This window comes from Vibrio toranzoniae (assembly GCF_024347655.1).
Lineage (GTDB): Bacteria > Pseudomonadota > Gammaproteobacteria > Enterobacterales > Vibrionaceae > Vibrio > Vibrio toranzoniae.
The window spans coordinates 432,293-444,446 of sequence record NZ_AP025514.1 but is presented as its reverse complement, the minus strand read 5'-3'; the positions used below and the strand labels follow the sequence as shown (position 1 = coordinate 444,446).

The 12,154-nt window shown below is 44.6% G+C and carries 12 protein-coding genes; 6 read left to right on the top strand and 6 right to left on the bottom strand.

What is annotated here, in order from left to right; genetic code table 11:
* Positions 1–76: 76 nt before the first annotated feature.
* Positions 77–826, top strand: coding sequence for a potassium channel family protein (locus OCU50_RS02005; protein ID WP_060467141.1), 750 nt, complete (start codon positions 77–79; stop codon positions 824–826).
* Between the two features lie 39 nt (positions 827–865).
* Here the strand turns inward: OCU50_RS02005 and OCU50_RS02000 are convergent, their stop codons facing one another.
* Entirely contained in the window at positions 866–2,383 is a 1,518-nt protein-coding gene (locus OCU50_RS02000; protein ID WP_060467140.1) for a CYTH and CHAD domain-containing protein, read from the bottom strand.
* A gap of 207 nt (positions 2,384–2,590) precedes the next feature.
* On the opposite strand from OCU50_RS02000, the gene OCU50_RS01995 reads away from it, so the two are divergent.
* The 3 genes from OCU50_RS01995 to OCU50_RS01985 all read left to right on the top strand — a co-directional run bounded on the left by OCU50_RS01995 (position 2,591) and on the right by OCU50_RS01985 (position 5,480).
* Positions 2,591–3,271, top strand: a complete 681-nt coding sequence (locus OCU50_RS01995; protein ID WP_017056012.1) for a TIGR00153 family protein — start codon at positions 2,591–2,593, stop codon at positions 3,269–3,271.
* 129 nt (positions 3,272–3,400) lie between these two features.
* On the top strand, positions 3,401–4,663 hold the full coding sequence (locus OCU50_RS01990; RefSeq protein WP_060467139.1) for an inorganic phosphate transporter: 1,263 nt from the start codon (positions 3,401–3,403) through the stop codon (positions 4,661–4,663).
* Positions 4,664–4,868: 205 nt separating this feature from the next.
* Entirely contained in the window at positions 4,869–5,480 is a 612-nt protein-coding gene (locus OCU50_RS01985) for a TIGR04211 family SH3 domain-containing protein (RefSeq protein ID WP_060467138.1), read from the top strand.
* Between the two features lie 120 nt (positions 5,481–5,600).
* On the opposite strand, the gene OCU50_RS01980 is transcribed toward OCU50_RS01985, so the two are convergent.
* Together OCU50_RS01980 and OCU50_RS01975 are read right to left on the bottom strand one after the other, a co-directional pair.
* Positions 5,601–6,551, bottom strand: a complete 951-nt coding sequence (locus OCU50_RS01980; protein WP_060467137.1) for a general secretion pathway protein GspB — start codon at positions 6,549–6,551, stop codon at positions 5,601–5,603.
* The gene (locus OCU50_RS01975; protein WP_201023936.1) at positions 6,551–8,221 is read right to left on the bottom strand and encodes an ExeA family protein; all 1,671 of its coding nucleotides are present in this window, start codon (positions 8,219–8,221) and stop codon (positions 6,551–6,553) included. Before OCU50_RS01975 ends, OCU50_RS01980 begins: the two co-directional genes overlap by 1 nt.
* Before the next feature lie 36 nt (positions 8,222–8,257).
* Between OCU50_RS01975 and OCU50_RS01970 the strand changes: the two genes are divergently transcribed.
* Positions 8,258–9,574 carry a multifunctional CCA addition/repair protein gene (locus tag OCU50_RS01970; protein ID WP_060467135.1) on the top strand — a complete coding sequence of 439 codons (1,317 nt, stop codon included), beginning with the start codon at positions 8,258–8,260 and terminating at the stop codon, positions 9,572–9,574.
* 100 nt (positions 9,575–9,674) lie between these two features.
* On the opposite strand, the gene OCU50_RS01965 is transcribed toward OCU50_RS01970, so the two are convergent.
* Genes OCU50_RS01965 through folB form a run of 3 tightly spaced genes read right to left on the bottom strand, consistent with a single transcriptional unit; the run spans position 9,675 to position 11,331 of the window.
* Positions 9,675–10,478, bottom strand: coding sequence for an undecaprenyl-diphosphate phosphatase (locus OCU50_RS01965; protein ID WP_017056006.1), 804 nt, complete (start codon positions 10,476–10,478; stop codon positions 9,675–9,677).
* A gap of 14 nt (positions 10,479–10,492) precedes the next feature.
* Positions 10,493–10,975, bottom strand: coding sequence for a 2-amino-4-hydroxy-6-hydroxymethyldihydropteridine diphosphokinase (gene folK / locus OCU50_RS01960; RefSeq protein WP_060467134.1), 483 nt, complete (start codon positions 10,973–10,975; stop codon positions 10,493–10,495).
* Positions 10,972–11,331, bottom strand: coding sequence for a dihydroneopterin aldolase (gene folB / locus OCU50_RS01955; RefSeq protein WP_060467133.1), 360 nt, complete (start codon positions 11,329–11,331; stop codon positions 10,972–10,974). The genes folK and folB overlap by 4 nt, the downstream gene beginning before the upstream one ends.
* 138 nt (positions 11,332–11,469) lie before the next feature.
* Between folB and plsY the strand changes: the two genes are divergently transcribed.
* Entirely contained in the window at positions 11,470–12,066 is a 597-nt protein-coding gene (gene plsY / locus OCU50_RS01950) for a glycerol-3-phosphate 1-O-acyltransferase PlsY (RefSeq protein WP_060467132.1), read from the top strand.
* Positions 12,067–12,154: the final 88 nt, after the last annotated feature.

Below are 12,154 nucleotides of genomic sequence, written 5' to 3'. Positions count from 1 at the left end.
TATATATTGATGGCTTCTATATCCGCGAGATGGCTATGTCAGTCAAAATTCGCAATTTATTTTGAGCCTCGTATGAATGTTAAATAGTATCAAAGACACAACCAAGCCGATGAGCTTATTATCACTGATTCTCTCTTTCTTAGCGTTATTTGTGATCTCAAGCTTATTGTTTGCACCTATTGATAAAGAATCGAAACAAGTCCTTATCGGCCTCGATTTTATAATCTGTAGTGTTTTTCTTTTTCAGCTCACAATAGACCTATTCAGATCACAAAACAAAACCGAATTCTTAAAAGTTCATTGGATCGACTTTTTAGCGAGCATCCCAATGATCGAACCGCTTCGTTTCGCTCGTATATTTCAGATATTGCGTGTCATCTTGGTATTACGCTCCAGTAAGCGCATTTTCAGAGAACTATTTCGCAACCGCAGAGAGACCACACTCGCCTCAATCATTCTGTTATTGGTAATTTTGCTTACTATCGGCGCCGGTACCATTCTTTTGTTAGAACACAAAGATCCTAACGCGAACATTACTACCGGCTATGATGCGTTGTGGTGGGCTTTCGTAACGATCAGTACCGTAGGGTACGGCGATCACTTTCCGGTGACCAATTCAGGAAAATTGGTGGCTTCTCTAGTTATCGTTTGTGGGGTAGGTGTTTTTGGTATGATTTCAGGTTTGATAACCTCACTCATTACTTCTCCAACCGATTTACAAAATCAGCAATTGGAGAATAAAGAACGTAAGCTGGATATGATTGTAGAGCAGCAACAATTGATACTCGAACGACTAGAAAGGCTTGAGCAACAAACAAAAAAATAGGACCGAAGCCCTATTTTATCATTCATATTGGTGTGGGATTTAGTCTTGCCAGTACGGCTCAACCTCTACACTGATTTGGCGCGTCTGCTCCATTGCATGCAAGATGGAAACTTCTTGGCGAGCTAACCAACGTTCCAGCTGAACTTTCTCATCGCCTTCCAACTTTTCAGTCAGCGGCTCTAGCGTTCTTAGCATCAGCAAATCATCAATCCCTTGTACCATGTCGGCCCACGGTAAGCGGAAACTGTTACGTTCATCATCGTCGTATAAGCTCGCAAAACCGACGCCAGTATATAGACTGCGCATCAAACGGTATTGTTGGTCAATATACGCTTGGCTGGTCATCACTCGTTCTGGTGGAAAAACCTCCATGAGATCGGCCCATGTACGATCAAGCTGTTGCACCGAAAACCATTCAATGCCACGAGCCATTTGCTCACGAGCTTTATCGTCTAAAAATGGCTGCCAACCACGAGATAAAATCCAACGGCTTAGGTCTAATAATAGCCCTGTGTAGCGAGAAGAGCTCAGTAAGGTAAGTAGCTCTTCGCGGTCTGGAAGTTGCTCTTGCATCTCTTTCAGCTCAGTCACTAAAAACTTACGGGCATCTAACTTACGCAGGACATGGCCTTTATCTTCCAGCAAATCTTCAAAGTGGTCATAGGTTTTTAGCCAGTCGAGTTCTTGCTCAAGCCACTTAAGCTCTTGGCGTAAAATAGCACTTGCACGTCTTGGTACAATACCGCCATAAATGGTGAAGGTTTGACGAATAAAACTCAGCGAATGACTGATCTCATGCAGTGCTTCTATTGATTGGCGTTCTGTGAAAATCTGCTCATGGTAATGCCAATGAGCGAGAGCATGCTCTAACGATTGAATAAAACACGATTCAACGGTGTCACTTTTGTCGGTATCAACTAAGGTTAAAGGAGTCACTTCATCTCCTTGATAACCTTGAGCAAGACGATACCCTTTGGCTGCCTTACTGAGGTTACCGAGGCGCATGCCACCATGCTCAGAGAATTGACGAGATAGAGTAAACAGAGCGTCCGTTTGACCTGATTTAAGTTCTAACTCAACTTCACAAATAGGCTCTTGCAGTTCACCAGACTCAACAAAGCCTTGGTCAAACGCAACCTCAACCTGGCTACCATCAGGCATGCCAATCAACCATTGTTCACGAGTGAAGTTAGTAGAGAAAAGAGGCGTAAGCTCAGCTTGCAGCGTGTCGATATCTTTCCCCTCTGGCCAAATGTCCTCAGGGTGCAAAGATAACTTAGGTTCGTTATTGTCGTGTTCGGCATTGTATTCAGGCCTTTGATGCAAGCCAGCAACGACACGTCCTGCAGTCTTTACGGTTTGTACAAATACGTCATCAAAGCGTCGAATGCGCAAGCCGATATCGTGCTTACGTAACCAGTTGTCAGGGGTGTCAAAGTAGATGTTACCTAGCTCACGACAACTGTGCTGAAGTACTTTAGTTTCAGAAATTTTATTGCGTAAAGTCTCTGAAAAATCAGGCGAAACAAAAAACTTCAGTTCTATCTCGGTTTCCATAGTTATACCTTTCTGTGAAGATAGGGACAGGATATTGCCAATTTGAACACTCGGCAAGTCAGAAATATCGCCCTTATGATGATCTAAAACAGTTTTAATGAGAGATTGATTAGGTTAACATGCGCGACTTTGTAGCCATCGCTTAACATTTCACCGTGAATATGGTGTATGTTGTTTTAAGGTTATTATTTATTAGGTTGGATGACCATGCCAGTAAATACAATTATGGGGTTATTTGCAAAGTCCCCAATTAAACCTTTGCAGCGTCACGTGGTATGCGTGAACGAATGTTGTTCTCACCTGATTAATTTCTTTGAAGTATCTTCAAAAGGTGATTGGGAAAAAGCATCAGAAATTCGAGCTCAAATTTCTCACCTTGAGAAAGAAGCTGACGTACTAAAACGTGAAATTCGCCTGAAACTTCCTCGCGGTTTGTTTATGCCAGTTGATCGCACCGATATGTTGGAGCTATTAACTCAACAAGACAAACTTGCAAACCTAGCGAAAGACATTGCCGGCCGTGTATATGGTCGCCAACTTGTCATTCCAGCTCCAATGCAACAGAACTTCATCGCTTACGTTAAACGTTGCCTAGATGCAGCGAACCAAGCACAAAAAGTAATCAATGAACTAGACGAATTACTTGAAACTGGCTTTAAAGGCCGTGAAGTAACACTCGTTGCTGAAATGATTCATCAATTAGATGTTATTGAAGATGATACCGACGCGATGCAGATCGAACTACGCCAGCAGCTAATGGCGATTGAAGGCGATCTGAATCCAGTTGACATCATGTTCTTATACAAGATTCTTGAATGGGTTGGTGGTATTGCAGATCAAGCACAGCGTGTCGGCGCTCGTCTTGAAGTAATGCTTTCTCGATCTTAAATCATACGTTAACCATATAACGAAGAGCACTTTTTCAACCAAACCACTTATGCGCTGAGTATTTCTCTCGCTGAGCGGTTTTTTGCGTCTAAATTTGCTCCGCTTGTTATCAAACAACTAGGTATTACGATGGATATCCTTGCTAACTACGGCACTGTCCTGATTATTGTTGCAGCAGCTTTCGGTTTCTTGATGGCTATTGGTATTGGTGCAAATGACGTTGCGAACGCAATGGGCACCTCAGTAGGCTCTAAAGCTCTAACCGTAAAACAAGCGATCATTATCGCAATGATCTTTGAGTTCGCAGGTGCTTACCTTGCGGGTGGCGAAGTCACTGACACTATCCGTAAAGGTGTTATCGAAACATCTCTCTTCGCTCATCAACCGGATGTACTTGTGTACGGTATGATGTCTGCGCTACTGGCTGCTGGTACATGGTTGCTTCTAGCATCATACATGGGCTGGCCAGTATCAACGACTCACTCTATCATCGGTGCAATCATCGGTTTTGCTTGTGTGTCTGTAGGTACTGAAGCTGTAGACTGGAACAGCGTCCAAGGTATTGTGGGTAGTTGGATTGTCACACCGTTAATTTCCGGTATCTTCGCCTATCTCATTTTTGTCAGTGCTCAGCGACTGATATTCGATACAGAAAACCCGCTGTTTAACGCTAAGCGTTTTGTACCTGTGTACATGTTCATTACGACAATGGTTATTGCACTTGTAACGATCAAGAAAGGTCTTAAACACGTTGGTCTTCACCTAAGCGGCACTGAAGCCTGGTTATGGGCAGCTGGTGTTTCTGCTCTAGTCATGGTTGGCGGTTACTTATACATTCAAAAGAAATTTGCTAATCGCGAAGAAGACCATGGCTTTGCTGGCGTTGAAGGCATCTTCAGCGTACTTATGGTTATCACTGCTTGTGCAATGGCATTCGCACACGGTTCAAACGACGTAGCTAACGCGATTGGTCCTCTATCTGCGGTTGTTTCAACCGTTGAACACATGGGTGAAATCTCAGGTAAGAGCACTATCGCATGGTGGATTCTTCCACTCAGCGGTATTGGTATCGTTGTGGGTCTTGCAACAATGGGTCATAAAGTAATGGCGACGGTGGGTACTGGTATTACAGAACTAACACCTAGCCGTGGCTTTGCCGCTCAGTTAGCTACAGCATGTACGGTTGTACTGGCTTCTGGTACTGGCCTTCCAATCTCTACCACACAAACATTGGTGGGTGCGGTATTAGGTGTAGGCTTTGCTCGTGGTATCGCAGCGTTAAACCTAGGCGTTGTGCGTAACATCGTAGCTTCTTGGATTGTAACACTGCCAGCAGGTGCTCTACTTGCTGTTGTATTCTTTTATGCAATTCAGGCTATGTTTACCATGTAATAGCCCTTACGCTAGTAAGCACTAGCGTCAGAAAACGGTAAGTTTCAGTAATGATATGTAAATGTCATGTCATTATTGACTCAAACGCACAGAAAGGGAGGCTTTGCCTCCCTTCTTTGTTGCACCACATAAAAAAACTAAATATCATTTGCTGATTGAGGCAGACTCATACGCCTACCCAATTTGAATCGTTAAGGGATTTACTGTGAAAAAACTGATTAGCTTAGTTTTGTTCGCAATGCTTGCGGCTCCAGCTGCCTTTGCACAAGACCGTTATATTGCTGACAAACTGTTTACTTATATGCATTCTGGCCCAAACAATACCTACCGTATTATCGGCAGTGTTGACGCTGGTGAAAAGATTACATATCTACAAACCAACAAAAGCACGGGTTACACTCAGATCCAAGACAGCCGTGGCCGTAAAGGTTGGGTTGAGAGTAAGTTTGTAAGCACTCAAGAAAGTATGGCACTGCGCATGCCGAAATTAGAGAAAGAGTTAACAGAGGTAAAGGGTAAACTAGCCAATGCACGCCAAAGTGCTGACAGTGAAAAAGCTGGTCTAGCCAGCTCTCTAGAGTCTCGTAACAAGCAAATTGCTGAACTTGAGCAAAACTACAGCGAGATTAGCCAACAGCTCACGAGCTCTCAAACAGAAAACCGTGAACTGCGTGCTAAACTCGATACTCAGAAAGATGACCTATTATTGAAGTACTTCATGTACGGTGGTGGTGTTGCTGGTGTTGGTTTACTTCTTGGCCTTATCCTGCCACACATTATGCCTCGTCGCAGAAAGTCGCCAAACGGTTGGGCGTAAGCTTATCGTTTTGTGTCAGGTACAGTGAACTCAGTATCGAATATCAAAAAGGAGCACCGCGGTGCTCCTTTTTATTTGCCTGTCACTTTGGTCATCAACTCAAACAACCTCGCTTTTCCACTAGCCTTGCCATTCGTACAGGGCTGGGATCTCTATCTTCTGCTGGTTGAACTCAATGATCACCGATTGAGGCTTAACCTCTAACAGCTGAATGTCTTGTCCTATCCAATCTCCTTGAGCCACTTCTTGGCCATTCACTTTGACCCAGCGTTTGGTTTCACTACTAGAATACATATGAGTTTGTAGGTTTAACTTAGGTAACACCCCAGACAAACTGTTGCGATGATACTCTAACTCAATGACTTGAGATCCCACCTGTTTTACTGGTCGTGAATCCATCGGCTCAGGCGCACTTTGTTGCTCGCCCATGATGGATTCAAGCTTCAATGCCAACTCTGGTGGTAACTCACTAAAGTCTAACCCTTTCAGCAAGTCACTATCCGATTGCAATTCGTTACTCTCACCGATCATACTTGACTGAACCGTTGGTTGAGCACGACCTGACTCAGCACTGGCTGTTGTTTGCATTGTGCTATTAGTATTGGCCATCACTACTGCTGTGTCGGCTGCGACATTGGTACTTTCAAGATCAACGTGTGCATACACTTCTTGGCGAGGTAATGCTTTTAACGTCTTACTTGTCGGCGCTACACGAACAGCAAACAACGCTTCATCCGCTTCCACCGCTGTAGCTTCAGTCTGTGTTCTGGTTTCAATCGTTTGAGTTTCAAGCTCAGGCTGAGTCTTTGACTCTGGTTGCACGAGACTGACGGGGTGATTGGCCGAGAACACCTGTTGTTGGCTGTGTGATTGATAAACCAGAAAGCCACCCACCAACAAAGAAGGAACCAAGATTAAGAGCAACCCCATCGCTAACGATGAACCTCGTTTGTTGCTAACCCCTTTTGCAGAATTAGGAACATGATGATTCTGGTAGCCTTTGAAGGCGGGTTTATTAATAGAAGACTGTTTGTGAGACGACTGTTTGAGCTCGTGCATAATACGTGACATTAGCTTTCGCCCCCTTCTAGTGACATCAACTTGGGAGAATCAAGTTGAGCTAATCTTTGTAATCTTGTTAACGTCTGTTTTCCAGCGATGCCGTCTACAGATATCCCCTGCCAAGCCTGAAAAGCTTCAACTTTCATTTTTAACTCATTGTCGAACACATCACTGCCAGAGACACCTTCACCCAAGACTTCAGACAGTAACAGATCAAGCAACGCAATCGCCTCACCTTGATGCCCTTGTTTAAGCATCTCTCTTAGCGGCTGTTTCCAAATCACGACATAATCGCCTTGCCGAATTTTCTTTAAGGATTGCTTCGGCATCACCAATAGCTTTTCATTAACGAGTAGTTCCACTGAATCCTCAGACGCGCCATAAAGTACCGCAAACACGGACTCTTTATCTACCTTGAGGTGAAGTACTACAGGTACCGCAAGCGCTATCAACGACTCTAAATTGGATTGATATTGCTCACACACAAATACGCTTTGTGGCTCACTTAAACACAAGCCATCTCGCAGAGAAGATTGATACCCCCACAGGGTATAAAGATCCTGAATCGCAAGAGATCGGTTAGTTCCCAGCATCAAGTGCTGCTGAATATGTTTGGGTAACTCAAACTTAGAAGGTTCAGGCTCAACGACTAATTTGGGAGCCTCTGCTACCAAAGAGCGCTGAGCTTTTGCAGATACTGGAGCTGGTGCTTCGCCTGAACTTTTAGGCGGTAACCATGAATCTATGTATGCTGGGGCGAAGTTAAACGTCGCTACCGCGAGGCCAACACTTAACGTGGCAATTCCTACGTATTGAAATAATTTAGTTGCTACGTGGGAAACTCGAGGGCTTTCAACGTGATACACCTCAGCTTGAAAAGCCATAATCTGCTGACAAGCTCGGTTAACCGTCTCATTTGAAGGCGTTTGCTCACCATCATGGAAAGCTAGCTGCAATGCTTTATCACACACCAAGTTAATCAATCTTGGAATGCCATGAGTGTATTGAGCGATCAGCTTGATAGAACGGTTGGAAAACAACATCTGCTCGCCGCCTGCAGTTTCCAAACGAAACGCGATGTACTTGCCGGTTTCTTCAGTGTTAAGAGGCAATAGATGATAACGACCAGTAATGCGCTGAGCAAGCTGACGCAATTGCGTGGTCTGTAGATGTTGCTGCAATTCTGGTTGGCCAACCAGCAGCACTTTTAACAGTTTACGACTATCAGTTTCCAAATTGGTTAGAAGGCGTAACTGCTCCAACACATCGGCAGCGAGGTGCTGAGCTTCATCAATGACCAATAAGGTTTGAATACCGTCGGCATGGCTATCAAGCAGAAAGTGATGAATCGCCTGACTCAGCTGCTTGAGCGATGCTTTTTCAGGGTATTCCACCTCAAACTCATCACAGATAGCTTCAAGCAAATCGGTATTGGAAAACGTAGGGTTGAGTATAAGGCCAGCTTGAGTCTGACTATCGAGTGAAGACAACATCGCCTTAGCGACCGTTGTTTTACCAGTACCTACCTCACCAGTAAGCATTGCAAAGCCCCCACCCTCGCCTAAACCGGCTTGTAGGTTCTGCATTGCCTCTTGGTGGCGCTGACTCAAAAACAAATAGCGAGAATTTGGTACAATCGAAAATGGCATCTCAACGAAGCCAAAATATTCCTTATACATGTGCTGCCCTATAATTACGATTAATGGAAAGTACCATTGCTTGCCGTAAAGTCCAGCAGTGATAAAACATTTCGAGGTGATAAGTTGCAAATATACGATAGCCTACCAAAAGGTCATGGCCTACAACGCTATCTTGTCGGTGGAGCAGTGCGCGATAAACTGCTTAATATTGACAGTTATGATAGAGATTGGGTCGTGGTAGGGAGTACCCCTCAAGAGATGGAAAACCTCGGCTTTACTGCTGTGGGAAAAGATTTCCCCGTATTCTTGCACCCAAAAACCAAGGAAGAACACGCACTGGCTCGTACCGAAAGAAAGTCAGGTTCTGGTTACACAGGCTTCGAATGTTACTTTGCCCCAGACGTAAGCCTAGAAGAAGATCTGATGCGTCGAGATCTGACGATCAACGCCATCGCTCAAGATGACAAAGGCCAGCTTTACGATCCGTACCACGGCCAACAAGATCTCTCAAATCGCATTTTAAGACATGTCTCCGATGCTTTTGTTGAAGACCCGCTTCGTGTGCTGCGTGTTGCGCGTTTCGCTGCCAAACTTCACCACCTCAACTTTACAGTCGCACCTGAAACCATGGTGATGATGAGTGAGATCGTGCAATCAGGTGAACTGGCACACCTTACCGCAGAGCGAGTTTGGCAAGAGTGGCACAAATCACTCAGTACACCACACCCTGAAGTGTTCCTCTCGGTTTTAAGAGAGTGCGGTGCATTAGCGGTCGTTCTTCCAGAAATTGATGCCTTGTTTGGCGTACCTCAACCTGAAAAGTGGCACCCAGAAATCGACACGGGTATTCACACTCTGATGGTGGCTCAACAAGCTGCGCTATTAAGCCCATCGTTACCAGTACGCTTTGCCGCTCAAGTGCATGATTTAGGTAAAGGTATTACGCCAGAAAGCGAGTGGCCAAGCCACAAAATGCACTGTCATACTGGCTTGAAGGTCATTAAGAAGCTATGTGGCAGAGTAAGAGTGCCTAATGAATTTAGAGATCTCGCACTGTTAGTGTGTGAGCAACACTCTAATATTCACCGTGCAGGAGAGCTCAAACCGACGACCTTCCTCAAGGTTCTGAACAAGTTTGATGTTTGGCGTAAACCAGACAGGCTCAACGACATATTGCTTTGCTGCCAAGCCGACCATGCTGGTCGTAAAGGATTAGAAGATCAGCCTTATCCTCAGAAAGCACGTTTTGAGGCAGCTTATCAAGCCGCGTTACAAGTCGAAGTGAAAGCGATTATTGCCGATGGTTTTCAAGGTAAAGATATTCGAGAAGAGCAAGAGAAGCGTAGAGCTACCGCGATTGAAAACGCCCTATCAGAACTTGCAGATCATTGATCTTCATAACGCTGATTACCATGCATTAAAAAACCCGCGACTAAGCGGGTTTTTTCGTTTCAATCTTTAGGACGCAACATTTGTCTACGTAAGTCGAGTGCTACTGCATCATTAAGAAAGCAAACAGACCAAAACCGAGAATCAAGCGGTAGATAACAAACGGTGTCATGCCCATCCGCGAAATAAGCTTCAAGAAAAAGTAAATGCAGATATAAGCACTAATAAAAGAAACCGCGATACCCGTAAGCAAAGTACCTACATGGATTGGATCACCACTCGTCACCAGCTTTAGACCTAAGTAACCACCAGCCAAAGTGATGATTGGAATAGACATTAAGAATGAGAATCGAGCCGCGGCTTCACGAGTAAAACCAAGATAAAGTGCCGCGGTAATGGTCGCACCAGAGCGCGATGTCCCCGGAATGATCGCCATTGCCTGAGCGAGGCCAATAAACAACGCTTTTTTCCAACCTGCTTGATATTCATCATCACGCAGACTTGAGTTTTTATCGACCCACCATAGCAACAGACCAAAGACAATTGTGGTCGTGGCAATGACCCACGCACTGCGTAAATAAAGCTCAACAATATCTTTCATCAGCAGACCAAAGATACAGGCTGGAATCGTCGCGAGAATGATCATCCACGCCAGCTTCGCTTCTTTGCTGCGATCGCCCTTAAATACCGAGCCAAAGAAAGCACTCAAAAGAGACACAACTTCTTTGCGGAAATAGATCACCACAGCCGCCAAAGTACCGACATGGACAGCGACATCAAAAGCCAAGCCTTGATCTTCCCAACCTAATACAGCGGAAGGAAGAATTAAGTGTGCAGAACTGGAAATAGGTAGAAATTCAGTAAAGCCTTGTACCAACGCCAACATAAACGCTTCAAAATAACTCATTACTTACCTTAAAATTATAATTTTATATCTACGACAGAGAGCGAGTCTAATTGCTGCATCTTCTGCCATATTTCACGGACAGTTCTTCCGTCTTGCGGGATCACTCTCGCAGGACAGAGATCATAAAGTGGTTGTGTTACAAAAGGGTATTTATAGATATCACTGCGTGGTAATTCTGGATCACTCTCAGAAACCACCTCTCCAAACAGCACAATATCAAGGTCGAGCTTTCGATCTTGAAGTTTATGCGCATCTTGAGAACGACCCCATTTAAACTCAATTTTACGCAGTTGCTGTGAAAATTCAGTCAATGAGAGTAATGTGTCGAGTTCTATCACAAAGTTATAAAACGAGTGGCTATTAAAACCGACAGGCTCACAGTGATAGATTTTAGAGCATTTAAGGTTAGTCCCTAACGATTGAAGCTCCGTCCATGCCACCCTTGCATGCTTGTCGCGGTCTATGTTCGTGCCAACACCAACATAGGCTATTGTCATGCCTGACCTCTTTCGATGATCACGCCAACGGCTTTTGCTTGTGGTACCGCGCCCGGTTTCGCTAAACGGATCTTAACCCAAGGCACTGAAAATTGAGTCATGATTAATTCAGCGACTTCTTCTGCCACACGTTCAACCAATAGGAATCGGCCATTAGCAATATGTTCAAGTACAGCCGTGCTCACTGTCGAGTAGTCCAAAGCATCAACCACATCATCACTCTTGCCAGCTGGGCGGTTGTCATGAGCCATTTCAATATCGAGCACAAGTTTTTGTTTAATCTCTTGCTCCCAATCGTAAACACCGATCGTTGTAATTACTTCTAGCTGTTCAATGAAAACTTTATCCAGTGCCATGACTTGTCCTTTTAGAGGTCGGATACCCATATTGGGGAAAAAAACGTATTATTAGCGTAATTCCAGATATGATACCAATTACTCTTAGATTGAGCATTATTTTCCCACCGTTAAGCTTATAACCGTTTAAGGACAGACATGACCCCATTGGCTCTTATCATGATCATTGCTGCCTATTTACTAGGTTCAATCTCTAGCGCGGTCTTGATATGCCGAGTCTTAAGGCTCCCAGATCCAAGAACGGTGGGCTCGAATAACCCCGGAGCAACCAATGTGTTACGTGTCGGAGGCAAAGGTGCCGCGGCATCAGTACTACTCTGTGACATGCTAAAAGGCACTATTCCCGTCTGGCTTGGCTATTATCTCAATATCGATCCAATCATCTTAGGTGTTGTCGCAATAGCCGCATGCCTTGGTCATATGTACCCAATATTTTTCCATTTCAAAGGTGGAAAAGGCGTCGCAACGGCACTTGGCGCCATCGCCCCAATTGGATTCGATCTAACGGGAATGATCATGGCGACTTGGTTAGTGATGGCGTTTTTGTTTCGCTACTCTTCTTTAGCAGCAATAGTCACTGTGCTACTTGCCCCGTTTTACGCTTGGTTAGTCAAACCTCAATATACGCTGCCAGTCGCCATGCTATGTTGCTTGATCGTGCTGCGTCATCATCAGAATATCCGTCGCCTACTCGATGGCAGTGAACCAAAAATCGGACAAAAAAAATCGACTTAAACCGCTCTATATGTCTATGCCGAAGCAAGTAGAAAAAGCAAGTTTAAGTCGAATAAAGCTACAGCCAAGTAATGATACTCGACTCTGA